This is a genomic window from Stenotrophomonas sp. 112478_Sma (assembly GCF_056479905.1).
On sequence record NZ_CM151072.1, the window covers coordinates 2,906,329 to 2,930,373 of the forward strand.

Consider the following 24,045-nt stretch of genomic DNA (forward strand, 5'->3'; position numbering starts at 1 on the left):
CGGATGCGGGTTCAGTGCGGGATCGACGTCAGTTCGTCGATGCCCAGCGCAAGGTTGAGATTCTGCATGGCCTGGGTGGCCGCGCCCTTCAGCAGGTTGTCCAGGGTCGCCACCACCACTACCCGCTTGCCACCCGGGGCCAGGGTGAAGCCACCGATCTGGGCACCGTGGCGGCCGGCGATGCGGCTGACCCACGGCGCGTCATCCACCACCTCGATGAGTGCTTCGCCGGCATAGGCCTGCTGGAAACGCTCGACGATCTGCTCGCGCGTCTGTGCGCGGTTCAACCACAGATTGGCGGTCAGGGTGATGCCGCGGAAATGGGGCGCCACATGCGGCATGAACTCCACTGCCACCCCCAGCTGCACCGACACCTCGCGCTCGTGCACGTGGTTGGTCAGCGCGTACGGCATCAGGTTGTCGGCCAGCAGCTCGACGTTGTTCTTGTCGGAGGGCGTGGTGCCCGCACCGGAGTAGCCGGACACGCCGAAGCACTGCGGCGGCCCGGCCAGCAGGTCCAGCAGCGGATGGATCGCCAGCTGCATCGCGGTGGCGTAGCAGCCAGGATTGCTGATGTGCTTCTGCCCGGTGTAGCGACCCCGGGTCAGCTCCGGCAGACCGTAGTACCAGCTGTGGTCGAAGCGGTAATCGGCCGACAGGTCCACGATCACCGTATCGGGCCGGGCGCTTTCAAGCGCGGCCACGAACGGTGCGGCCAGGCCATTGGGCAGCGCCAGGATCACCGCGTCCACGCCCTTGGCCGCCACCGCCTCGGCGTCGAGGTTCTCGTAGCGCAGGTCACCCTGCACTTCCGGGTGATGGTCAGACAGGCGCTGCCCTGCACGTTCGCGCGACGATACGAACGCCAGGCGCAGGCGCGGATGCGCGGCAACGAGCTTGATCAGTTCGGCACCGGTATGGCCGCGGGCACCGATGATGCCCAGGGAGAAAATCGAATCGTTCATGCGTGGCTGTCCAGACGGTACTGCAGGTGGCGCTTCACGCCCTGCCATTCCGCATCGATGATGGAAAAGATGACGGTGTCGCGCGGCGTGCCGTCGGCATGCCGCTTGTGGTTGCGCAGCACGCCATCCTGCTTGGCCCCCAGGCGGGCGATGGCGGTGCGCGAGGTGGTGTTGAACCAGCTGGTTTCCAGCACCACGCTGATGCAGCCCATGACCTCGAAGGCATGCTGCAGCAGCAACAGCTTGGCCTCGGTATTGGCACCGGTACGCTGCGCGCGCGGTGCATACCAGGTATAGCCGAGACTGAGCCTGGGCACGGCGGCATCGAGGTCATAGAAGCGGGTGCTGCCGACGATGTCGCCAGCGGCATCACGGATGACGAAGGGCAGCACCCTGCCCTCCGCCTGCGCCTGCAGTGCGGCCTGTACGTAGGCGCCTGCCTGTGCCGGCGCCGGCACCTGGGTGTACCAGAGCCGGTCCAGTCCGCTGCCTTCCAGCGCGGCACGCAGGCCGTCCACGTGTCCCTGCTGCAAGGGCTGCAGCGTCACATGCTGGCCGCGCAGGGTCGGCACCGTCGCCCAGGTGTCGGTGACGGTCATCGTTCAGCCCTGCAGGCTCGGTGCGCGTGCAGCGCAGTGATCGACATAGGTGCGGATGCGGTCGATGCCATCGGCACCGAACCAGAACACCTTCCACTGATCCTGCTTGTAGCAGCCGTCGGATTCGGCGTAGTAGAAGTGGTTGATCGGATTGCCGTGACGCGAGCGCCAGAACAGCTGAGGCGTTTCCTCCAGCATCACGTTCCAGACCGCACGCCCCAGGCCCTCGCCCTGCGCATCATCGAGCACGGCGAACTTGTCCAGATAGACACCTTCGGCCTCGTTGGTCAGGATGACGGCCGTCCGATAGTTCTCGCTGACGTACGCGCGCAGCAGCCTGGTCTTCTGGAAGTAGTCCGGCACCAGGGTGCGGCCGAAGCTGGATTCGATCAGGCCCTTCAGGCGTGGCAGATCCAACTCGTCCCACGTGGCCGCACGCAGCACCTTCTCGCCCTTGCGCACCAGCGTGCCTGAGCCCTTGTGGGTGAACAGTTCCTTGGCCAGATCGGCCGGGCGGGTGATCGACACCGACGATTCCAGCGGCAAGCGATCGAGCAGATCCTTGATCTGTTCGATCTTGACCTTCATGCCGCCGTGGATCCACGGCTGTGCGATCAGGTGGTCGTACTCGGTGGACAGGTTGATCGAATCGATGACGTTGCCCGCCTCGTCCAGCAGGCCACCGGTACCGGTCAGGAAGATGATCTTGTACGGCTGCAGTTCCTGCACCAGTTCGTTGGCGGCAAAGTCGGCATTGACGTTCAGGATCTGTCCGCCGGCGGTCTCACCCAGGCTGGTGATGACCGGGATCGATCCGGCGCGCAGGCTGGCTTCGATCGGCGCCAGGTTGACCTTCTTCACTTCACCGACCAGGCCGTAGGTGTCCACGTCCAGGTACTCGGCCTCGAACACGCCACCGGTGATCGAGGTGGCACGCGCTCCATTCTGCTGCAGGGCTTCGACCAGGCGCAGGTTGGATTGCTGGAACACCCGGCGCACGATCGCCAGTGCTTCCGGCGAGGTCACGCGCAGGCCGTTGACGGTCTGCTTCTCGATGCCGGCGGCAGACAGCTCGGCGTCCAGCTGAGGGCCGGCACCGTGCAGCACGATCGGGGTCAGCCCGACTTCCTGCAGGAAGGACAGCGAGGAAGTCAGCGCTTCAAGATCGTCGCGCAGCACGGCGCCACCGACCTTGACCACGGCGAAGCGCTTGGCGTCCAGCTGCGAGAAGCGCTTGAGGTACTGGCTGATCTCCTTCGCGCTGGCCATGCTGGACAGCAGGCGCACGATGGTCTGGCGGGTCTGGCGGTGGGGCTGGAGGGCAGGAGACATTTCGGTTTCGTCACGGGCGGCGGTCGCCGCGTTGCAGTTCCACCATGCCGGGGCGTGGCGGCGTTGTGGGGTTGATCAGGCGCCGGCGCCGATGATGCGGTGCACGGCGTCGGTATAGCGTTGCAGCTGCTCCAGCGTCACGAACTCATCGGCCGTGTGGGCCTGGGCAATGTCGCCGGGGCCGAACACCAGCGTGGTATAGCCTGCCGCGGAGAACAGCGAGGCCTCGGTCCAGAAGTCCACCGCGTTGCCGATCGGCAGCTCCAGCGCATCGGCCACGTCACGCGCCAGCAGACGGCGGTTCTCGGCTTCGGCGATGTCACCGGCCGGGAGGCTGGGGCCACGGAAGGTTTCGGTGAACAGCGCGGCTTCCGGTTCGGCAAGACCCGCGAAGGTCGCCAGCAGCGCATCGATGTCCATCGAGGGCAGGGGGCGGAAGCCGAAACGCACTTCGGCTGCCGGTGCGATCATGTTGGCCTTGATCCCGCCTTCGACGCGCCCGATGTTGAAACGCAGGCCGGTCAGGCCACCGAAGCGTGCAGATGCAAGGGAATCCACATGATCCAGGGCCCGATTGCCCCAGCGCATCGCCTGGTGCAGCGCACTGGCGGCGGCATCCTGCCTGCCGGACGCATGGCCCGCACGGCCGGCGAACTGCATCAGCACCGAGCTGATGCCACGGTGCGCGAGCACGGCCTCGCTCATGGTCGGCTCGGCCACCAGCACCGCGTCATAGGCAATGCCACGGGCCAGGAACGCGGCGATGCAGCGTGGATCGTTGGCTTCCTCGTCGCTGGAGAACAGGAACGCGGCGTCGCCGTCACTGGCATTGGCCGCAGCCATCAGCGCCGCCGCAGCGCCCTTGATGTCACACACGCCCAGGCCGACCACACGATCGTCCAGGCGGCGCATCACGTGCGGGTCGGCAGTCCAGTGTGGCGAATCCGGCACCGTGTCCAGATGCACGTTGAACAGGTACTTCGGTGTGCCGCGCACGGCATACAGGCTGACCGCACCGGCCCCGTGATCGATCACTTCAACGGTGAAACCCGGCAGGTTGGCGCGCAGGTAATCGAAGATGCCCGCGGTGCTGATCGCGCGCGGCGGGTTGCGGGTGTCGAAGGACACCAGGGCCTGCAGGTGATCGAGTGTCTGTTCAAGCATGAATCAACAGTTCCTGTGAAATTCCGCCGGGCATGGCCCGGCGCTACCGTATCGCCTCTGCTGGAGCGCCCCAGCGCAATCGCGGTCAACCGCGATTGACCTGCGCGTACAGCGTGGAGCTCATGCCGAACAGCTTGATGAAGCCTTCCGCCTCTTCCACGCCCCAGTCGGCCGACTGCGCATAGGTGGCGCCCTTGGTGTTGAGCAGATGCGGCGACTTCACCGCCACCGCGTCCACGCGCCCGCCACGGGTCTCCAGTACCACTTCGCCGTTGACCTTGGCCTGCGAGGACTTCAGGAACGCTTCGATGTCGGTCTTCAGCGGGTCGTGATAGAAGCCTTCGTAGACCAGCTCCACCCACTTGCGCGCCACGTCCGGCTTGAAGCGGTTCTGCTGCTTGGTCAACACCGCGTCTTCCAGCGCGCGGTGGGCGGCCAGCAGCGAAACCAGGCCGGGGGCCTCGAACACGATGCGGCCCTTCAGGCCGATCACGGTGTCGCCGGTGTACACGCCACGGCCCACGCCGTAGGGAGCGAACAGCTTGTTGAGCTGGGCCAGGATCTGGTCGCCCGGCAATGCCTTGCCGTCGAGCTCGACCGCTTCGCCTTCGACGAACTTCAGGGTGACGGTCAGCGCCTGTTCCGGCCATTCACTGCGCGGCGAGCACCAGCCACGTGCACCCTCGCCCGGAGCTTCCCAGCGGTCGATCTCGCCACCGGACATGGTCACGCCCAGCAGGTTCTCATTGATGGTGTAGGCCTGCTGCTTGGCGCGCACGCCGAAACCACGCTCTTCCAGGTACTTCTGTTCGTAGGCGCGGGTCTGGGTGTGCTCCTTCTGGATCTCGCGGATCGGCGCGATGATCTGGTAGTCGCCCAGCGCCTTCACCGCCAGATCGAAGCGGACCTGGTCGTTGCCCATGCCGGTGCAGCCGTGGGCGATGATGTTGGTGCCCAGCTCGGCGGCGCGCTTCAGCGCGGCATCGACGATCAGGTAGCGGTCCGAGACCAGCAGCGGGTACTGGCCCTGGTAGCCCTCGCCCGCCCACACGAACGGCTTGACGAAGCCCTCCCAGATGGCCGGGCCACCGTTGACGGTGACATGGCTGGTCACGCCCAGCTCGGCGGCACGCTTCTCGATGAAATCACGCTCTTCATCATCCACGCCGCCGGTGTCGGCGAACACGGTATGCACGTTGTAGCCGCGCTCCTGCAGGTACGGCACGCAGAAGCTGGTATCGAGGCCACCGGAGAAGGCGAGGACGACGTCTTTGTTGCTCATGGGGGTAATGTCCTGGTAGCGCCGGGCCATGCCCGGCGGGGTTTTTGAATTGGGGAAGAATCAGCGCCCGGCAACCGCCGCCATGATCGCCTTCTGTACGTGCAGGCGGTTCTCGGCCTCGTTGATGGCGATGCACTGCGGCGAGTCCATCACCGCGTCGGTCGCCTTCACGTTGCGACGCAGCGGCAGGCAGTGGCTGAAGACACCGTTGTTGGTCAGTGCCATCTTGCGTTCGTCGACGATGAAGTGCTTGAACTGGTCGCGGATCGGCTTTTCCGGCTCCCAGTTGCCGAAGAACGGCAGCGCGCCCCAGCTCTTGGCGTAGACCACATCGGCACCGGCGTAGGCGCTGTCGATGTCATGGCTGATCTTCAGCGAACCGCCGCTCTCGGCCACGTTCTGCTCGGCCCAGCCCATGTAGCGGTCGTCGAGAATGTAGTCGGCGGTCGGGCACAGCAGGGTCACGTCCATGCCCATGCGGGTGGCGATGGTCAGCGCCGAGTTGGCCACGGCGGTATTCAGCGGCTTGGGATGATAGGTCCAGGTCAGCACGTACTTCTTGCCGCGCAGGTCCTGGGTGCCGAAGTGCTCCTGCAGCGCCATCACGTGAGCCAGTTCCTGGCACGGGTGGGTGATGGTCTCCATGTTGATCACCGGCACCGGCGAATACCTGGCGAAGCTGTTGAGCACGATGTCCTGGCGGTCATAGGCCCAGTCCACGAACTTCGGGAACGCGCGCACGGCGATGATGTCGCAGTAGCGGCCCAGCACCTTGGCCACTTCGGCGATATGTTCTTCGGTATCGCCGTCCATCACCGTACCGAGGTTGAACTCGATCGGCCACGCATCCTTGCCCGGTTGCAGCACCACCGCGTGCGCACCCAGCTGGAACGCGCCCAGCTCGAAGCTGGTGCGGGTGCGCATCGACGGATTGAAGAACACCAGCGCGATCGACTTGCCCTTGAGCTGGTCGCCGAGCTTGTTGCGCTTGAACAGCGCTGCCTGGGTCAGCAGCGCATCAAGCTCGCTGCGGCTCCAGTCCTGGGTGTTCAGGAAGTGCTTGGGGGACATCATCTTTCCTTGCGTGGCGGCGTCAGGTTCGACGCGGTGGAAGGGAAATGCGGAGACCAAAGGTGGGGTGAAATCGTTGCAGTTGAAGCTTTCAGGAAGCGGAAACGAAAAAACCCAGCCGGCGGGCTGGGTTTCTATCGGACGAACAGCAAAAAGCTCCGGTTACCCAGCGAGAATGTGGGGTTCCGGTCGACGGGCACGCGAGGTCATGCCCGACGCCTGTCGGGCTGCGCTGCTGTCGTGCTGGAAGTCGGTGAGCTTCATGGCCGGGCATCTTTGCACGCGGCCGGCGCCGGCGCAAGGGGCCGGGGTCCCAGAATCAGGGATTGCTGGCGGTGCCCTGCTCCGGGCCGACCCAGGGCGTGATCGAGACCCGGACCTTGAGCCGGTTGCCAGGGTCTTCCGGCAGGCGCGAGCGGTACTTGGTGCCCCTGTAGACGTAATCCACGTCGTAGGCGATGGGCCGACGGAACTCGCGCCCGACGGGAACGATCCGGCAGTCGCGGGTCAGCATCGGCCCGTTGTTGGTGGGACCGGTGGGCGCGGCCGGCGTCTCGGCTGCGGTCTCGTCCACCGCCTCCTCGTCGCTGCGCTTGAACATCGAGCGCACCGAGTCCCAGAAGCGGCTGATCCGGCCCTTGTCCTCCGTCGGCTCCTCGCCGGTGACATTCACCGGGGCCAGGGTCCGGGTCGACACCGGCTCGCAGTGCTCCTCGGTCCGGGTCGCGCGCAGGGTCTGGAACACCGGCTCGACGTTCAGCACCTGGGCGTAGTCGAACTTCACGTTCTCCACGATCACCACCCGGTTGCGGGGCTCCCCCTCCTGGGCCAGAGCCACGGCCGGCAACGCCGACAGCCAGGCCAGGGTCAGCAACGCGGTGGATTTCATTGGCGACGGGAGCAAGGACACGGCAATAGTGTAGGCAGTGACGAGCGCAAGGGGCTGAACATTACCCGTCCGCGCCGCTCCTGCCCACCCCACCTGGGTGGCCCCTGGGTCCACCGGTGGCAGGCGGTCGCCCCAAAGGGGGCCGACACGTTCTAAAATCGCAGGCTTGTCCCCCAGCCACACCCCCATGACCCTGCGCCTGCACAACAACCTGACACGCCAGCTCGAACCGTTCATTCCGCTCGACCCGGCCTGTCCGACCCTGTATGTGTGCGGCCCGACGGTCTACAACTACGTGCACATCGGCAACGCTCGTGGTCCGGTGGTGTTCGGCGTGCTGGCCGACCTGCTGCGGCGGCGTTTCGGCGCCCTGCGCTACGCCCGCAACATCACCGACGTGGATGACAAGATCAACACGGCCGCGCGCGAACAGGGGGTGCCGATCAGCACCATCACCGACCGTTTCGCCGCCGCCTACCGCGAGGACATGGCCGCGCTGGGCGTGGTGCCGCCGGACATCGAACCGGAAGTGACCGCGCACATGCCGCAGATCATCACCATGATCGAGCAGCTCATCGCCAACGGTCATGCCTATGCCGCCGAGGGCCACGTGCTGTTCGCCGTTGCCAGCTTCGATGGCTACGGCAAGCTCTCCCGCCGCGACCCGGAAGAAATGCTGGCCGGCGCCCGCGTCGATGTCGCGCCGTACAAGCGCGATCCAGGCGATTTCGTGCTGTGGAAGCCGTCCACCGACGACCTGCCGGGCTGGGCGTCGCCGTGGGGCCGTGGCCGCCCCGGCTGGCACATCGAATGCTCGGCGATGGCTGCCGCCCATCTGGGCGAGACCATCGACATCCATGCCGGTGGTGTCGACCTGCAGTTCCCGCACCACGAGAACGAAATCGCGCAGAGCGAATGCGCCCATGGCGGAAAGATCTTCGCCCGCTTCTGGCTGCACAACGGCATGCTCAATTTCGGCGGTGCCAAGATGAGCAAGTCGCTGGGCAACATCGAACGCGTGCACGACCTGGTGCGCCAGCACCCGCCGGAAGCGCTGCGCCTGGCCCTGCTGTCGGCCCACTACCGGCAGCCGCTGGACTGGTCCGACGCGCTGATCGAACAGTCGGTGCGCACGCTGGACCGCCTCTACGGCACCCTGCGCGAGCTCGCCGCGGTTCCGGCCGTGGCGGTGATCCCGGCCACGATCGAGGCAACCCTGGATGACGACCTCAACACGCCGCAGGCACTGGCCGAACTGGCGCGCATCGCCGCCGAAGCACGCCGCGCCATCGAGCCGGCCGAACAGGCGCGCCTGAAAGGCGAGCTGCTCGGTGCGGGTCTGGCGCTGGGCCTGCTGCAGGCCGACCCGGCGCAGTGGTTCGGCACCGTTGCCCACGATGATGGCGAGGATGCGCGCATCCAGGGCCTCATCGATGAACGCGCCGCCGCCAAGAAGGCGCGTGACTTCGCCCGCTCCGACGCCATCCGCGACCAGCTGGCCGCCGAAGGCATCGTGCTGGAAGACACCCCGCAGGGCGTGCGCTGGTCGCGCAAGCGCGGCTGATCCGCGCCCGCCACGCCCCCACCGAAGAGATTGCAGTGATCGACTCCCCGTTTCCGCTTGAACCCACCACCGCCGAGGCCCAGGCCGCCATCGCCGAGGAATTCGGCTTCTTCGGCGACTGGTCCGAGCGCTACCAGTACCTGATCGACCTCGGCCGCAAGCTGCCGGCCTTCCCCGAAGAGTGGAAGACCGAAGAACACCGCCTGCTCGGCTGCCAGTCGATGGTCTGGATCGTTCCGGAAGGCAATGCGCAGTCGCTGCGCTTCCACGCCATCAGTGATTCGGCGATCGTCTCCGGCCTGATCTTCCTGGCCCTGCGTGTCTATTCCGGGCGCTCGGCACAGGAAATCCTGGACACGCAGCCGAGCTACATCCAGGACATCGGCCTGGCCCGCCATCTTTCGCCGACCCGCAGCAACGGCGTCGCAGCGATGCTGGCCTTCATCCGCGAGACGGCGCAGGCCCAGCTGCAGCGCGGACACCCGTGAGCGGGACCGCCCCGGCCGAAGACACGGCGCTGGGCCTGCTGGCCCGGCCGGGCTTCGCCAAGCTGCTGGCCTACCGCATCTTCGCCATGTTGTCCTACCAGGTGGTGGCCGTCACCGTCGGCTGGCACATCTACGAAGTTACCCGCAATCCGTTCTCGCTGGGCCTGATCGGTCTGGCCGAAGTGCTGCCGTTCTTCTGCGTGGCCCCGTTCGCCGGCTATCTGGTCGACCATCTACCACGGCGCAAGCTGGGAATGGTCGCCTGCTCCGGCCTGATCGCCACCGCACTGGTACTGACCAGCGTGGCCAAGGGCTGGCTGCCGTTCCACGGCGTATGGCCGATCTATGCGGCGATCGCACTGACCGGCATGGTCCGTGCCTTTCTTTCGCCGATCTACAATGCATTGTTCGCCCGCGTGCTGGCGCGCGAGCAGTTCGCACGCGGTGCGGGACTGGGCGCCGTGGTGTTCCAGGCCGGCATGGTGGTGGGTCCGGCGCTGGGCGGCGTACTGGTCGGCCTGGGAGGCAAGGGGCTGTCCTATGGCGTGGCGACGGCCTTCGCGCTGGTGGCAGTGGCCTGCCTGGCCACGCTGAAGGTGGAGGAACCGGTGCACAGCGGCCCCGCAGCACCGATCTTCCAGAGCATCGCTGAAGGTGCGCGCTTCGTGGTCGGCAACCGCATCATGGTCGGCGCGATGGCGCTGGACATGTTCTCGGTGCTGCTGGGCGGTGTGGTGGCAATGCTGCCCGCCTTCCTGCATGAGATCCTGCACCATGGACCCGAAGGGCTGGGCATCCTGCGCGCTGCGCCCGCTCTGGGCTCGATCGGCGTGGGCCTGTGGCTTGCCCGGCACCCCCTGCACCGCAACGCCGGCTGGGTGCTGTTGTCTGCGGTCGCGGGCTTCGGGCTGTGCGTGATCGGTTTCGGGCTGTCGCAGCACTTCTGGCTGTCAGCGCTGATCCTGCTGTTCTACGGCGCCTTCGATGGCGTGTCGGTGGTGGTCCGCTCGACCATCCTGCAGCTGGCGACGCCCGAGGAAATGCGTGGGCGGGTATCGTCGATCAACGGCATCTTCATCAGTTCGTCCAACGAACTGGGCGCCTTCTATGCCGGCACGATGGCACGACTGCTGGGCCTGGTACCGGCAGTGGTGCTGGGGGGCTTCGCGGTGCTGAGCGTGGCCGGCATCACGGCATGGAAGAACCCGACGCTGCGGAAGTTGAATCTTCGCGACCTGCAGTGAACCTGTAGAGCCGAGCCCATGCTCGGCTGCGCATTTCCGTGCGCCCAAGCAGCGGTTGCGCCGGGCCGCGCCCGGCGGGCTTCTTCCGCGACCGCGGCGGGGTGTAACTTTCTTTGCTCGTGCAAAGAAAGTCACCAAAGAAACACGCCGCCATCCGCGAGCCGGCGCTGCGCGCCAGTGCCCTGCGGTGCTCGGCTCGCTACAAGGCGGACCCAACAGCCGCGAGCGCACGCATGACCGCTCCTGGTAGAGCCAAGCCATGCTTGGCTGCTTTTGCTTTTGCTTTTGCTATTCCTTGCCCTCCGGCTTCGGCCTGAGCCGAGCGTGGGCTCGGCTCTACATCGGCCGCGCACGCAGGGATGCGTCGAGAGCCTGTCGGTGGGGCCGGGCAGGACCGTCCGCGGCATGGATACCGCGGCCGAGCTTACACCCGCGGGCTCCACCTGATACCCGGAAGGCGCTGCTCTACACAGCCAACGTGAACCCAACAAAAAACCCGGCCAAGGCCGGGTTTTCTGCATGACCAGACAACGACCGGGAATCAGTCGCCCTGCTGCTTCTGCAGGTGCTCCCAACGCTCCTGGGCGTCGATGGTGCGCTCGGCCGTGAGACGGGCTTCCAGGCGCTCCAGACCGATCTCTTCACCCGTGTCCACACAGTAGCCGTAATCACCGGCTTCCAGGCGCTTGAGCGTGCTGTCGATCTTGCCGATCAGCTTGCGGTAGCGGTCGCGGGTGCGCAGCTCCAGCGAGTTCTCGGTCTCACGGGTCGCACGCTCGGCCTCGTCGCCGATGTCACGCACTTCCTCGCGCAGATTCTCGATGGTCTGCTTGGACTCCTCCACCAGGTCCGCGCGCCAGTTCTGCAGGCGCTGGCGGAAGTACTCCTGCTGCAGCGGGCTCATGTATTCCTCTTCCGACGACGGCTTGTAACCGGCCGGCAGGATCGGGCGGCCGGTGGCCTCGTCGGTCTTGTACTCGACGACCTTGTACTTGCTGCGCGGGGCCGGGGCGGCCGAGCGGGCGGCGACGGCCACGGCGACCTTGCCGACAGGGCGCGACACGGTCTTCGGAGCGGGATCGGATTTCACGGCGGTTTTGGCAGGCGATTTCGAAACGGGCACGGGATTCTTGGATTGCGGGGCGGTCGACGCGGAAGGTGCAGCGGCCGAGGCCGGCTTGGATGCCGGTTTGGCTGCAGCACCTGCCGCGGTCTTGGCCGGGACAGGCTTGGCCGGAGCCTGCGTTGCGGCAGGCTTCGGTGCGGACTTCACTACGGGGGCCGGTGCCGGCTTGGCAGCCGGCGTGGCGATATTCTTGGTGACCTTCTTTACAGCGGCAGGCTTGGCCGCCGGCTTGAGCGCCGCGGCCTTCTTTGCCGCTGGCGATGCAACCGGCTTTTTCACCGCCGCCTTCGGCGCCGGCTTGGCTGCCGGCTTCTTCGCAGCCGGTTTGGCAGCAGCCTTCTTCACCGGCACCGCCTTGCTGGCGGCCTTTTTCACTGCCGGCGCCTTCTTGCTGGCAGCAGCAGGTTTGGCCTTGACCGGCGCAGCGGCCTTCTTGACGGCCGCTTTGCTTGCCTTGGCCGGCGTTTTTTTCGCGGTGGCCTTCCTGGCCGCCGGTTGCGAGGACGCTGCCTTGGTCGCCGGCTTGGCCGCCGGCTTCTTGACAACGGGCTTTGCCGCCAACTTCTTCACAACAGGCTTGGCGGTTTTCTTGGCGGCCTTTGCGGCCTTCTTTGCAGTTTTTTTAGCAGCCACGAAACGCTCTTCCTTGGATTCCCCGGGGCCCGGGAAAGCGGGCCTTTATAGCCTACCCGACCCGCAGCAGCAACCTCGACAGCCCCACTCCATTCAGTCCTGGAGTCAAGGCCCCCAAGGGGCAGTCCGACGAACACGGACCGCCTCGCGCGGTACGGAACCTGGCCGGCACCCGAAGGTGCCGGTACCGGTCGCAGGCCATCGGCGACATGCGACCAACGGCCCATCCTGCACAAATGCGGCCTTCATGCCAACTGGCATAAGATGACTGGGTGATCTCGCGCCTGCTCATTGCCCTGCTGCGCTTCTACAAGCGCTTCATCAGCCCCCTGCTGGGGCCACGCTGCCGTTTCGTGCCCAGCTGTTCTGAATACGCGATGGAAGCCATCTCCCTGCATGGCCCGCTACGCGGCAGCTGGCTGGCCGCGCGCCGGCTCGGCCGCTGCCACCCCTTCCACCCCGGCGGTGTCGACCTCGTGCCCGAACGCACCGACACCCCTTCATGCCGTTGCACAGGAAAACACTGACATGTCCTCCACGCTCATCACCAATGCCCGCATGGTCAATGAAGGCCGCACCTTCGACGGCGACCTGCGCATCGAGAACGGTCGCATCGCGCAGATCGGCACCGGGCTGGCGCCGCGCGAGGGCGAGCAGGTGGTGGACGCCGCCGGCCGCTGGCTGTTGCCCGGCATGATCGACGACCAGGTGCACTTCCGCGAGCCGGGCCTGACCCACAAGGGCGATATCGCCAGTGAATCGGCAGCGGCCGTGGCCGGTGGCCTGACCAGCTTCATGGACATGCCCAACACCAATCCGCCGACGCTGGACTCCACCATCCTGGAAGCCAAGTACGAACTGGCGCGTGGCCGCGCCTGGGCCAACTACGGCTTCTACCACGGGGCCAGCAACGACAATCTTGAGGCCATCCGCCAGCTCGATCCGAAGAAGGCGCCGGGCGTGAAAGTGTTCATGGGCGCGTCCACCGGCAACATGCTGGTGGACAACCCGGAAACACTGGACGCGATCTTCCGCGAGTGTCCGACCCCGATCATCACGCACTGTGAAGACACGCCGATGATCGATGCCAACCTGAAAGCCTTCCAGGAAAAATACGGCGACGCGCTGACCCCGGACATGCACCCGGACATCCGTTCGCGCGAAGCCTGCATCAAGTCGACGCGGCTGGCGCTGTCGCTGGCACGCAAGCACGGCACCCGCCTGCACGTCCTGCATATCTCCACCGCCGACGAACTGGCACTGTTCGAGAAGGGCCCGCTGATCCGGGCCGATGGCAGCCGCAAGCAGATCACCGCCGAAACCTGCGTGCACTTCCTGCACTTCGCCCGCCCGGATTACGCCACCAAGGGCAACCTGATCAAGTGCAATCCGGCCCTCAAGGACGTGGCCGACCGCGAGGCGATCACCGCCGCGCTGGCCGACGACGTGCTGGACGTGCTGGCCACCGACCATGCCCCGCACACCTGGGAGGAGAAGCAGAAGCCCTATGCGCAGGCGCCGTCCGGCCTGCCGCTGGTGCAGTACGCGCTGGTGGCCGCACTGGAGCGCGTGCACGAGGGCAAACTGACCCGTGAGCAGGTGGTGCAGAAATTCGCGCATGCCCCGGCCCAGCTGTTCGACGTGGAGCAGCGCGGCTTCCTGCGCGAAGGCTACTTCGCCGATCTCGTGCTGGTGGAAGACGTGCCGTTCACGGTCAAGCGCGAGGACGTGCTCTCCAAGTGCGGCTGGTCGCCGTTTGAAGGCACGACCTTCCGGTCGCGCATCGCCTCCACCTGGGTCAACGGCCAGCGGGTGTGGGACGGCAGCACGCTGGTGGGCGAGCCGGCCGGCCAGCGCTTGACCTACGACCGCTGATGCGTGGGTTCCTCATGTTGGGGGTGCTGGTTGCCGCCCCCCTCTGGGCCGTATCTGCGGCACAGGCCCAGGATGGCATCGGCAGCCTGATCGACAGCCGCGTGGTGTTTCCTGCCAGTGCGTCGCAAGGCGCGCTGGTGATCGGCAAGGTTCCCGCCGGCAGCCGGGTGCAGTATGCCGGCCGCTCGCTGCGCGTGAGCGGTTACGGCAGCGTGGTATTCGGTATCGGCCGTGATGAAAAGGGACCGCTGCGCGTGCAGGTGCAGCGCCCGGACGGCGGCAGCGAAACGGCCACCATCTCGGTGACGCCGCGTGACTGGCCGACCGAACGGGTCAACGGTGTACCGCCGAAGACGGTCAATCCTCCGCCCGCCATTGCCGAACGGATCAAGCGCGAGCAGGCACAGGTAACCGCTGCGCGTGCCCGCGACGATGACCGCACCGACTTCACCCAGACCTTCATCTGGCCGGTGCAGGGCCGCATCAGCGGCCGCTTCGGCAATGCCCGCGTCTACAACGGCCAGCCCGGTGCCGGCCATTCCGGCATGGACATCGCGGTACCCACCGGCACCCCGGTGAAGGCACCCGCCGCCGGGGTGGTCACCTTTGCCGGCCCCGACCTGTACCTGACCGGTGGCACGCTGCTGATCGACCATGGCTACGGCGTCAGCTCGAACTTCCTGCATCTGTCGCGCATCGACGTAAAAGTTGGCGACCGTGTGGAACAAGGCCAGGTGATCGCCGCAGTCGGCGCCACCGGCCGTGCCACCGGCCCACACCTGCACTGGGGCATGAACTGGTTCGACACCCGCATCGATCCTCTGCTGGTGCTGGAGCGGAAGTAACCCGCGCGCGCCCCTCGCCGGGCATGGCCCGGCGCTACCAGAGCCACCAAACGGTAGCGCCGGGCCATGCCCGGCGAGCGCAGCGGCAACGGAATCAACAACCTGCAACCCGGTAGCGCCGGGCCATGCCCGGCGAGCGCAGCGGCAACGGAATCAACAACCGGCAACCCGGTAGCGCCGGGCCATGCCCGGCGAGCGCAGCGGCGACGGAATCAGCGACGCGCAACCCGGTAGCGCCGGGCCATGCCCGGCGAGCGCAGCGGCAACGGAATCAGCGACGCGCAACCCGGTAGCGCCGGGCCATGCCCGGCGAGCGCAGCGGCAACGGAATCAGCGACACGCGACCCGGTGGCGCCGGGCCATGCCCGGCGGCGCAGCGGCAACGGAATCAACAACCTGCAACCCGGTAGCGCCGGGCCATGCCCGGCGAGCGCAGCGGCAACGGAATCAGCCGCGTGCGGCCCACCACACCCGCAGCAGGGTGCGCAGCGGGGTCGCCTCGATCGGCTTGCCGGCCGCCTGGGCCGTCAGGCGTGCACGGGCCAGGCTGGACCACACGCGGCGCGGGCGCGGCCCGGGCACGCGCGTGCCCCACCCCTTCAACAGTTGCTGCGCCCAGCGCTGCGCGGCGGAGCGGGTGTCCTCGTCCAGCAGGCTGCGCGGCACGCCGGCCACGCCTGCGTCCTGCAGGCGCTGGGCCAGCGTCTGCAACTGCACGGCCCGGCCCGCACCGGTCCGCGGCCTGTCATCGAACAACACCACTTCCACGGCCGCGACCGCTTCAGCGTAGCGGGCCAGCGCGGCTTCGGCACTGGCCGCATCCGGCGCGACGGTGCGTGCCTCCACCAGATCCGGCAGCGTTTCCGCCAACCGCGCCCACGGCGCACGCACCGGTTCCAGCACACGACCCAACGGATGGCGCGAACGCTGTCCTTCCCAGCTGCGCAGCTCCTCGCCCCACCATGCCAGCTTGGCATCGGCCGGCAACGGATCGCCGCTGGTATTGAGCATGTCGTCGAATTCCTGCAGCAGCGCGAACCACGCTACGGCCAACTCACGGTGCGATTCGGCCACGAACGGCGCGGCCACCGACCATTCCGGCCAACGGCTGCGCCATTTGTCGAGGAAGCTTTCCAGCGCGGTGCTGCTCACTACGATCGTCCTTACGGGTGGGCCGGGCGTGCCGGCCGGGTTGGCCACAGGCTGGCCAGTTGCAGAAGTGCGGCGTTCTCGACCAGTACATCGGCCTGCCAGGCCAACGGGTCGTCGCTGTGCAGGCGGTAGCCCCACAGCGCTGCCACCGATGGCATGGCCGCGGCGCGCGCCGCGATGATGTCGCGCTCGTCGTCGCCGACATACACGCAGTCGCTTGCCGCGACACCGATCGCCTGCGCAGCGTGCAGCAGCGGCAGCGGGTGCGGCTTGCGCTCGGCCAGGCTGTCGCCGCCGACCAGCACGGCGCAGCGCTGCTGCCAACCGTGCTGCGGCAGGATCAACCGCGCCAGGTACTCGGGCTTGTTGGTAACGATGCCCCATACCGTTCCAGCAGCATCGAGCGCGGCGAGCATGCCGGCGACGCCATCGAACAGCACCGCGTGCTGGCCGATCAACGCTTCATAGCGCTGCAGGAACTCCGGGATCAGCGCGTCGCGCGCATGCGCATCCAGGTCCGGGAAGGCCGCCGCGATCATCGCCCGCGAGCCCTTGGACACCACCGGGCGCAGCTGCGCCGGATCGATCGGCGCGCGTCCACGCTCGGCCAGCATGGCGTCGCAGGTGGCAACGAAGTCCGGCGCACTGTCCAGCAGGGTGCCGTCCAGGTCGAACAGCACCGCGCGCGGGAAGTGCGTGGCGGTCATGCCGGCTTGACCGCGTAGGCCAGGTAGTTGATGTCGGTGCGGGTGCTGAGGCGGGCACGGTTGCGCCACGGCTCGTATGCCATGCCGCTGACATCGGCCAGCTGCAGATCAGCCTCGCGCAACCAGCGTGCCAGTTCGGCCGGCCTGATGAATTCCTGGTAGTGGTGGGTGCCCTTCGGCAACAGGCGCGCCACGTATTCGGCACCGACAATGGCCACCGCGAATGCGGCGGCCGTGCGGTTGATGGTCGACAGGAACAGGTGCCCCCCCGGCTTCAGCAGCCGCCTGCAGGCCTCGATGATCGCGCCGGGGTCCGGCACGTGCTCGAGCATCTCCATGCAGGTCACCACATCGAAGCTGCCCGGCTGTTCAGCGGCCAGGTCCTCGGCGGCCTGCACCCGGTAGTCGACCTTGGCACCACTTTCCAGTGCGTGCAGCCGCGCGACCTTGACCAGCTCCGGGGCCAGATCGATGGCGGTGACATCGGCGCCGGCCTGGGCCAGTGCTTCGCTCAGCAGGCCGCCACCGCAGCCGATGTCGAGCACGCGTGCGCCGCGCAGCGGCACGCGGTCGGCCACGTACTTCAGGCGCACCGGGTTCAGTGCATGCAGCGGCTTCTGCGGACCATCGGCGTCCCACCAGCGGTTGGCCAGTGCGGCGAACTTGTCCAGCTCGGCCTGATCGAAATTGGAGGAAGCATGCGGGGCAGTCATGGGGAATCCTTGCAGCGCCGGGGTTCAGGCGCGGATATGGCGGATGCGCTCGCGCCACTGGCGCGCGTTGGCGATGATGCCCGGCAGGTCCATGCCGACCAGCTCGCGCTGCACCAGCTTGGGCTTGCCGGCAATCCAGACGTCGCTCACCTGCTGCCGGCCGGTGGCGTACACCAGTTGCGAAAGCACGTTGTGCAGCGGCTGGGTTTCCAGCGCGGACAGGTCCACGCAGACCAGATCGGCCTGCTTGCCCACCTCGATCGAGCCGATCCGCTCGCCGAAGCCCAGCGCACGGGCACCACCGAGCGTGGAAGCGCGCAACGTGGTGGCCGCGTCCAGCGCAGTGGCGTCGTTGGCGACAGCCTTGGCCAGGATCGCCGCGGTGCGGTTCTCGCTGAACATGTCCAGGTCGTTGTTGCTGGCACAGCCATCGGTACCGATGGCCAGGTTCACGCCTGCGCGCTGCAGGGCGCAGGCGGGGCAGAAGCCGGAGGCCAGTTTCAGGTTCGATTCCGGGCAGTGCACCACGCTGACGCCACGCTCGGCGCACAGGTGGATCTCCGCGTCGGTCAGCTGGGTCATGTGCACCGCGATCAACCGGTCATTGACCAGGCCGAGGCGATCGAGTCGCGCCAGCGGACGCTGGCCATGCAGCCTGATCGAGTCGCTGACTTCCTGCGCGGTCTCATGGGTATGCAGGTGCACCTGCATGTCGAGCTGGTCGGACAGCATCCGCACCCGCTCGAAATTGGCATCGCTGACCGTGTAGGGCGCATGTGGTGCGAACGCGACGCCGATCAGACTGTCGTTGCGCCACTGGTCGTGCAGTTCCCCGGCCTTGGCGAAGTACTCGTCGTCGCTCTTCGCCCAAGCGGTCGGGAAATCGATGATGACCGCCCCCACCAGCGCGCGGAAACCATGCTTCTTGTAGACCGCCGCCTGCACGTCGCCGAAGAAGTAGTTCTCGTTGGCGCAGGTGGTGCCGCCGCGCAGCATCTCGGCAATCGCCAGCGTGGTGCCGTCGGCGACGAACTCGGGGCCGATCACCGCCGCTTCCACCGGCCAGATGTGCTCCTGCAGCCAGGTCATCAGCGGCAGGTCATCCGCAACGCCGCGCAGCAGGGTCATCGGGTTGTGCGTGTGCGCGTTGACCAGGCCCGGCATCAGCGCGGCGTCCGGACGGCTGACCACCTGCGCGGCACGGAAGCGCGCCCGCGCTTCGGCACGCGGCAGCACGGCCACGATCTCGCCGCCACGCACGGCTACGGCATGGTCTTCCAGCACCACGGCATGCGGTTCGATCGGAACGACGTAGCCGGCTTCGATGAGCAGGTCGCAGGCTTCGGGGAGGTGCGGGCTGTCGCTCATGCAGGCTCACTTGGCTGGGGGGAGAACCTCACGGGAGGCGGTAGCGCCGGGCCACGCCCGGCGGCTGTCCGTTGCGGCGCCGTGGACGCCGGCAACGGGTTCCGGGCGATGCCCGGAAAGCCGGGCCTGGGCCCGGCTCACAGGTCATCCGGCTGCGCCGGATTACTTCACGCGCGAGGAGTACTCGCCCGAACGGGTGTCGACCCGGATGACTTCATCCTGGTTGACGAACAGCGGCACGCGGACCACGGCACCGGTTTCCAGCGTGGCCGGCTTGCCGCCACCGCCGGAGGTGTCACCGCGGACGCCCGGATCGGTTTCGGTGATCTTCAGCTCGACGAAGTTCGGCGGCTGCACGAAGATCGGCGCACCGTTGAACAGGGTCACGATGCAGGCTTCCTCGCCCTTCAGCCACTTTTCGGCGCCGCCCATGCCGGCCTTGTCGGCCTGGACCTGCTCGAAGGTCTCCGGATCCATGAAGTGCCAATACTCGCCATCGCTGTACATGTAGTTCATGTCGGTGTCGACCACGTCGGCCACTTCCAGGTCGTCGGTCGCCTTCATGGTCAGTTCGACCACGCGGCCCGAACGGATGAAGCGGTACTTGACGCGGGTGAACGCCTGGCCCTTGCCCGGCTTGACGTATTCGGTATCGGTGATGACCGCCGGTTCATTGTTGACCAGGATCTTCATCCCGTTCTTGACGTCATTCATGCCCACAGTGGCCATGCTCAAGCTCCTCAAATGGCAAAACCGCCGCGGGTGCGGCGAGCCGGTAGAATGGAAAGCCCACCGGATGCCGGTGGGCGACTGTTTTTCTGCCCCCATGATAACCGCAGGCCCCCTCTCCATGCAGCTTTCCGCCTTTCCCCGCCCGTCGTCGCCGGGTGCACCCGCACGCTGGCAGGAACTCTGGCGCCAGGCGCTGCGCGACCCGCACGCACTGCTGGCGCGGCTGGAGCTGGATCCGGTCGCACTGGGCGTGTCCGAGGCGGCCATGGCCCAGTTCGCGCTGCGCGTACCGGAGGGATTCGTGGCCCGCATGCGCAAGGGCGATGCGACCGACCCGCTGCTGCGCCAGGTACTGCCGGTCGATGACGAGATGCAGGTCGTTCCCGGGTTCAGCTTCGACGCGGTGGGCGATGGTGCGGCCAGGAAGGCGACCGGGGTCATCCAGAAGTACCGGGGCCGGGCGCTGCTGATCGCCACCGGCAGCTGTGCAATCAATTGCCGCTACTGTTTCCGCCGGCACTTCGACTACGCCGCTGAGAATGCCGCCAAGGGCGGCTGGTGGGAAGCGGTGGACGCCATCGCCGCCGATCCGGATATCGACGAAGTGATCCTGTCCGGGGGGGATCCGCTGTCGCTGGCCACCCACAAGCTGGTCGAACTGACCGACGCGCTGCGGCGGATTCCGCACATCCGTCGCCTGCGCATCCACACCCGGCTGCCGATCGTGCTGCCGGAACGGGTCGACGACGAGCTGCTGGCCTGGCTGGGCAGCCTGCCGTGGCCGCTGGCGATCGTGGTCCATGCCAACCATCGCAACGAGTTCGATGCCAGCGTGGACGCGGCAATGGCGCGCCTGCGTGGGACCGGCGCACAGCTTCTGAACCAGGCAGTGCTGCTGCGTGGCGTCAACGACAGCGTGCAGGCGCTGCAGGAGCTGAGCGAACGCAGCTTTGCCGCCGGCGTGCTGCCCTATTACCTGCACCAGCTGGACCGGGTCGAGGGCGTGGCCCACTTCGAGGTGGATGACACCCGCGCCAGGGAGCTGATCGCCGGCCTGACCGCGCGCCTGTCCGGCTACCTGGTTCCCAAGCTGGTGCGGGAACTCCCCGGCGACCCGAGCAAGCGCCCGCTGTAGCGATCCCGCCGGGGTCAGAGCCGTTTCCTGCAGAAAGGGATCTGACCCCTGAACCAGGATTCAGACGCCGGACTCGATCATCCGCACCACTTCGGTCGCGGTGACCGGGTGGCTCAGCCAGTAGCCCTGGCCAAGATCGCAGCCGCGCTGGGCCAGCAGCTCGAATTGCGCCTGCTGCTCGATGCCCTCGGCAACCACCGTGATGCCCAGCGCGTGGGCCATGGCGATGATCGCCGTGGTCAGCGCCAGGTCGTCCGGATCACGCTGCATGTCGGCAATGAAACTCTTGTCGATCTTCACGCCGTCCACGGGCACCTGGCGCAGGTGGCTCAAGCCCGAGAAGCCGGTGCCGAAGTCGTCCAGCCACACCTTGACGCCGGTGCGATGCAGCTTGTCCAGCAACTGCGCGGCCACCATCTCATCACCGATCACGGCGGTCTCGGTCAGTTCCAGATGCAGGCGCGAAGCCGGCAGCCCCGACTCATGCAGGCACTGTGCGACCAGTGACGGCAGCTCGCCGCCACGCAGCTGCCGGGGCGACACGTTCACCGACACGAACAGATCATCGCCGCCCGCACTGCGCGGCCACTGCGACGCTTCCATGCAGGCCGCGCGCAGCACCTTCGGCCCGATCACCTCGATCAGCCCGCTCTGCTCGGCCACTTCGATGAACACCGACGGCGGGATCGTGCCCAGAGTGGGGTGCTGCCAGCGCAGCAGCACCTCGACGCCGACCATCCGCCGGTCGCGGGTGCGGAAGATCGGCTGGTAGGCCAGGCGCAGCTCGCCGCGCTCCCAGGCGCCGCGCAGTTCCTGTTCCATGTGCACGCGGCGCTCGACAGCATGGTCCATCGCCCGGCTGTAATACCGGTAGCAATTCTTGCCGGCCATCTTCGCCTGGTACATGGCGATGTCGCCGTTCTTCAGCAGTGTGGTCGCGTCTGCGGCATCGTCCGGGAACAGGGTCACGCCGATGGAGGTGCCCAGGAACAGCTCCCTGCCCTGCACCACCAACGGCTTGCCCAGTTCGCGCACCAGCACCTCGGCCAGCAGCCGCGCATTGGCAGCGACATCGCCGTCGCCGACCAGGATCACGAACTCGTCGCCGCCAAAACGGGCCAGCAGCGCCTCATCGCCCCCGGCCTCGGCGACGGCGCGGCCGATCCGCTGGGCAAACTGCAGCAGTGCTTCGTCGCCCGCTTCATGCCCGAGGGTATCGTTGACCCGCTTGAAATCGTCGATGTCCGCAAACAACAGGCCCAACCGCTGCTTGGACGCACGCGCGGCCATCAGCCGGTGGTCCAGGGCTTCGCGGAACGCCAACCGGTTGGTCAGGCCGGTCAGTGCGTCGGTGTAGGCCATATGCCGCACCTCGCGGTCGTGGCGGGCGATGGCATCACGCATGCGGGCGAACCCCCGCACCAGCTCGCCGACCTCGTCGTCGCGGGTATTCTCCAGCAGTGGCGCCTGGTAGTCGCCGGCTTCGATGCGACGAGCCGCCACCGCCAGGTCGCGGATCGGCGCGACCAGGGTGCGCTGCACGTAGAAGATCACCGCCACGCCGATCACCACCAGCAGGCCGAGCATCAGCAGCAGCCAGCCCAGATGACGGCTGCCGACCTGCTGCAGGCGCTCGCCCAGCGTTGCGTTGGCGGCCTGCTCGCGCTGCTGAACTTCGTCCAGCGCCATGCCGACGCGGACGCCGCCGATGCGCTGGTTGCCGACCATGATCGGCATCGTGTTGTCGAGCACCTTTGGCGACTGCTGCACCACCAGCGTCCGCGCGGCGATCGCGCCCGGTGCAAGGGGGTCTCCCATCGGCTGACCGAAGGCGGCGACCTCCACCGAACCGTCGTGCACCAGCCGGCCACGTTCGTCGAACACCAGCACATAGCGCACCACGGGCTGCCGCGACGTGCTGCGCACCAGTGCGCCGACCTGGTCCAGATCGTGGTAGTACAGCGGGTTGGCCAGCGCATCGGAAAGCTCACGGGCGATCGCTTCGCCGCGGCTGCGCACGCTGCGGTCGAACAGTTCATGGATGACGCCGCCGCTGAGGTTGCGCACCTCGCTCTGCATCGCCGCCTGCCGCCCCAGCAGCACCGCCAGGATCGCCACCACCACAAGCATCGCCCCGCCCATCGCGAGCAGGAACCGCGCCTGCATTCCCGAGCCGAGCCACTTCATTCCACTTCCATCCGCACGCGCGTCAATCCTTGTTTCAATTCATCCAGCCGCTGCTGCGCATGCGCGTCGACGCGGTGGAAACCGGAAGTACCAAAAAAACGGTGAAGCGCCGCCTGTGCCTGTGGATCACTGGCCGCCTGCAGCAGGACCTCCTGCAGGCGGTCACGGACGCGTGCATCCAGGTCGGCGCGCACCACCTCCACGGAGCGAGGATAGGGCTCCGTGCGCAACAGTTCGCGGAAGTCGCGCCGGAACGCCCGCGGCATGCGCCGTTCATCGTTCCAGTCCACGCTGCTCACCGCACCCCCATCGGCCACGCCCTTGTGCACGTAGGTGGCGATGTTCAGCTCGCTGCGGGCGAACACATAGCCGACGCTGTCCGTGCCCGGAGCGTCCCACGTACCCGCGAGGATCTGTGGGGACAACCCGTGGCCCAGCAACGTCATCACCGGCACCAGGTAGGCGCTGGTGGATGCGGTGTTCTGCAGCGCAAGGCGGTGGCCCCGCAGGTCCTCCAGCCGCTGGAACGGGCTGTCGCGGCGCACGAAGAATACGGTCTGGTACTCACGCACGCCATTGCGCTCGGTCAGCAGCAACGGCCGCGCACCGCTGCGCTGACCCAGCGCCACTGCGGTTCCGGCGGTTTCCGTGACCCAGTCGACCTGCCCCCGCCGCAGATAGCTGGCCATCTGCTGCGGATCACGCGCCATCAGTATCCTCCCCTCCTGGATGCCGACGTCGTGCATGCGTGCCACCACGTAGTCCAGCAGCGGCTGCAGCTGCTGGTAATGGGCCTTGGGATCGTCGCTGATCCGGCCCAGCACCAGCACCGGATCCGGCGCAGCGCGCACCGTTCCGGCCAGCAGGACCATGGCCAGGCTCAGCAGCGCCCCCTGCATTGCCGTTCGCAGACCCGACACCGGTTTCATCCCCCCCTGGGTATCCGGACAGACTACCCGAAAAAATGAGAACGT

At 67.1% G+C, this 24,045-nt stretch carries 22 protein-coding genes; 7 read left to right on the plus strand and 15 right to left on the minus strand.

All coding sequences use genetic code 11. The annotated features are described in order from the left end of the window. Positions 1–11: 11 nt before the first annotated feature. From argC to ACZK08_RS13335, 7 genes are all read right to left on the minus strand, one after another. Positions 12–965, minus strand: coding sequence for an N-acetyl-gamma-glutamyl-phosphate reductase (gene argC, locus ACZK08_RS13305; RefSeq protein WP_065181934.1), 954 nt, complete (start codon positions 963–965; stop codon positions 12–14). After that, entirely contained in the window at positions 962–1,564 is a 603-nt protein-coding gene (locus ACZK08_RS13310) for a GNAT family N-acetyltransferase (protein ID WP_065175501.1), read from the minus strand. Before ACZK08_RS13310 ends, argC begins: the two co-directional genes overlap by 4 nt. Before the next feature lie 3 nt (positions 1,565–1,567). Then, complete coding sequence (locus tag ACZK08_RS13315) at positions 1,568–2,896, minus strand: acetylglutamate kinase (protein WP_053519692.1); 1,329 nt, start codon at positions 2,894–2,896, stop codon at positions 1,568–1,570. Between the two features lie 75 nt (positions 2,897–2,971). Beyond that, positions 2,972–4,060: an acetylornithine deacetylase gene (locus ACZK08_RS13320; RefSeq protein ID WP_065181933.1), complete on the minus strand. Its 1,089-nt coding sequence runs from the start codon at positions 4,058–4,060 to the stop codon at positions 2,972–2,974. An 85-nt stretch (positions 4,061–4,145) separates the two neighbouring features. Next, positions 4,146–5,342 (minus strand): argininosuccinate synthase, encoded by a 1,197-nt coding sequence (locus tag ACZK08_RS13325; protein WP_053519690.1) that lies wholly within the window; start codon positions 5,340–5,342, stop codon positions 4,146–4,148. Positions 5,343–5,402: 60 nt separating this feature from the next. Then, positions 5,403–6,413 carry an N-acetylornithine carbamoyltransferase gene (locus ACZK08_RS13330; RefSeq protein ID WP_053519689.1) on the minus strand — a complete coding sequence of 337 codons (1,011 nt, stop codon included), beginning with the start codon at positions 6,411–6,413 and terminating at the stop codon, positions 5,403–5,405. 319 nt (positions 6,414–6,732) lie between these two features. Beyond that, positions 6,733–7,302, minus strand: coding sequence for a glycine zipper 2TM domain-containing protein (locus ACZK08_RS13335; RefSeq protein ID WP_053519688.1), 570 nt, complete (start codon positions 7,300–7,302; stop codon positions 6,733–6,735). A gap of 187 nt (positions 7,303–7,489) precedes the next feature. Between ACZK08_RS13335 and cysS the strand changes: the two genes are divergently transcribed. From cysS to ACZK08_RS13350, 3 genes are read left to right on the plus strand one after another with little or no spacing between them, the layout of a single operon-like run. Continuing rightward, positions 7,490–8,866 (plus strand): cysteine--tRNA ligase, encoded by a 1,377-nt coding sequence (gene cysS, locus ACZK08_RS13340; RefSeq protein ID WP_065181932.1) that lies wholly within the window; start codon positions 7,490–7,492, stop codon positions 8,864–8,866. Between the two features lie 35 nt (positions 8,867–8,901). Beyond that, a complete protein-coding gene (locus ACZK08_RS13345) occupies positions 8,902–9,354 on the plus strand; it encodes a SufE family protein (protein ID WP_053519686.1) in 453 nt (150 codons plus the stop codon). After that, positions 9,351–10,598 carry an MFS transporter gene (locus ACZK08_RS13350; protein WP_065181931.1) on the plus strand — a complete coding sequence of 416 codons (1,248 nt, stop codon included), beginning with the start codon at positions 9,351–9,353 and terminating at the stop codon, positions 10,596–10,598. The genes ACZK08_RS13345 and ACZK08_RS13350 overlap by 4 nt, the downstream gene beginning before the upstream one ends. Positions 10,599–11,139: 541 nt before the next feature. On the opposite strand, the gene dksA is transcribed toward ACZK08_RS13350, so the two are convergent. Continuing rightward, the gene (gene dksA / locus ACZK08_RS13355) at positions 11,140–12,357 is read right to left on the minus strand and encodes an RNA polymerase-binding protein DksA (RefSeq protein WP_065181930.1); all 1,218 of its coding nucleotides are present in this window, start codon (positions 12,355–12,357) and stop codon (positions 11,140–11,142) included. A gap of 272 nt (positions 12,358–12,629) precedes the next feature. On the opposite strand from dksA, the gene yidD reads away from it, so the two are divergent. From yidD to ACZK08_RS13370, 3 genes are read left to right on the plus strand one after another with little or no spacing between them, the layout of a single operon-like run. Continuing rightward, positions 12,630–12,884 (plus strand): membrane protein insertion efficiency factor YidD, encoded by a 255-nt coding sequence (yidD, locus tag ACZK08_RS13360; protein ID WP_053519683.1) that lies wholly within the window; start codon positions 12,630–12,632, stop codon positions 12,882–12,884. A gap of 1 nt (position 12,885) precedes the next feature. Then, positions 12,886–14,232, plus strand: a complete 1,347-nt coding sequence (locus ACZK08_RS13365) for a dihydroorotase (protein WP_065181929.1) — start codon at positions 12,886–12,888, stop codon at positions 14,230–14,232. Then, positions 14,232–15,077, plus strand: coding sequence for a M23 family metallopeptidase (locus ACZK08_RS13370; protein ID WP_065181928.1), 846 nt, complete (start codon positions 14,232–14,234; stop codon positions 15,075–15,077). The genes ACZK08_RS13365 and ACZK08_RS13370 overlap by 1 nt, the downstream gene beginning before the upstream one ends. 447 nt (positions 15,078–15,524) lie before the next feature. On the opposite strand, the gene ACZK08_RS13375 is transcribed toward ACZK08_RS13370, so the two are convergent. The 5 genes from ACZK08_RS13375 to efp form a co-directional block, all read right to left on the minus strand. Further along, positions 15,525–16,229: a squalene/phytoene synthase family protein gene (locus ACZK08_RS13375; protein ID WP_065181927.1), complete on the minus strand. Its 705-nt coding sequence runs from the start codon at positions 16,227–16,229 to the stop codon at positions 15,525–15,527. A gap of 11 nt (positions 16,230–16,240) precedes the next feature. Further along, a complete protein-coding gene (locus ACZK08_RS13380; RefSeq protein WP_065181926.1) occupies positions 16,241–16,936 on the minus strand; it encodes a phosphoglycolate phosphatase in 696 nt (231 codons plus the stop codon). Continuing rightward, positions 16,933–17,649 carry a bifunctional 2-polyprenyl-6-hydroxyphenol methylase/3-demethylubiquinol 3-O-methyltransferase UbiG gene (gene ubiG, locus ACZK08_RS13385; protein ID WP_065175506.1) on the minus strand — a complete coding sequence of 239 codons (717 nt, stop codon included), beginning with the start codon at positions 17,647–17,649 and terminating at the stop codon, positions 16,933–16,935. The genes ACZK08_RS13380 and ubiG overlap by 4 nt, the downstream gene beginning before the upstream one ends. A 24-nt stretch (positions 17,650–17,673) precedes the next feature. Next, positions 17,674–19,017 (minus strand): TRZ/ATZ family hydrolase, encoded by a 1,344-nt coding sequence (locus tag ACZK08_RS13390; protein ID WP_053520086.1) that lies wholly within the window; start codon positions 19,015–19,017, stop codon positions 17,674–17,676. 162 nt (positions 19,018–19,179) lie between these two features. After that, the gene (gene efp, locus ACZK08_RS13395; protein ID WP_053520087.1) at positions 19,180–19,746 is read right to left on the minus strand and encodes an elongation factor P; all 567 of its coding nucleotides are present in this window, start codon (positions 19,744–19,746) and stop codon (positions 19,180–19,182) included. Positions 19,747–19,867: 121 nt separating this feature from the next. On the opposite strand from efp, the gene epmB reads away from it, so the two are divergent. Further along, positions 19,868–20,884 (plus strand): EF-P beta-lysylation protein EpmB, encoded by a 1,017-nt coding sequence (gene epmB, locus ACZK08_RS13400; RefSeq protein WP_065181925.1) that lies wholly within the window; start codon positions 19,868–19,870, stop codon positions 20,882–20,884. A gap of 60 nt (positions 20,885–20,944) precedes the next feature. Here epmB and ACZK08_RS13405 read toward each other — a convergent pair whose 3' ends face one another. Together ACZK08_RS13405 and ACZK08_RS13410 are read right to left on the minus strand one after the other, a co-directional pair. Then, positions 20,945–23,071 (minus strand): putative bifunctional diguanylate cyclase/phosphodiesterase, encoded by a 2,127-nt coding sequence (locus ACZK08_RS13405; protein ID WP_053520089.1) that lies wholly within the window; start codon positions 23,069–23,071, stop codon positions 20,945–20,947. Further along, positions 23,068–24,000 (minus strand): phosphate/phosphite/phosphonate ABC transporter substrate-binding protein, encoded by a 933-nt coding sequence (locus ACZK08_RS13410; RefSeq protein ID WP_478452236.1) that lies wholly within the window; start codon positions 23,998–24,000, stop codon positions 23,068–23,070. The genes ACZK08_RS13405 and ACZK08_RS13410 overlap by 4 nt, the downstream gene beginning before the upstream one ends. Between the last annotated feature and the right edge of the window lie 45 nt (positions 24,001–24,045).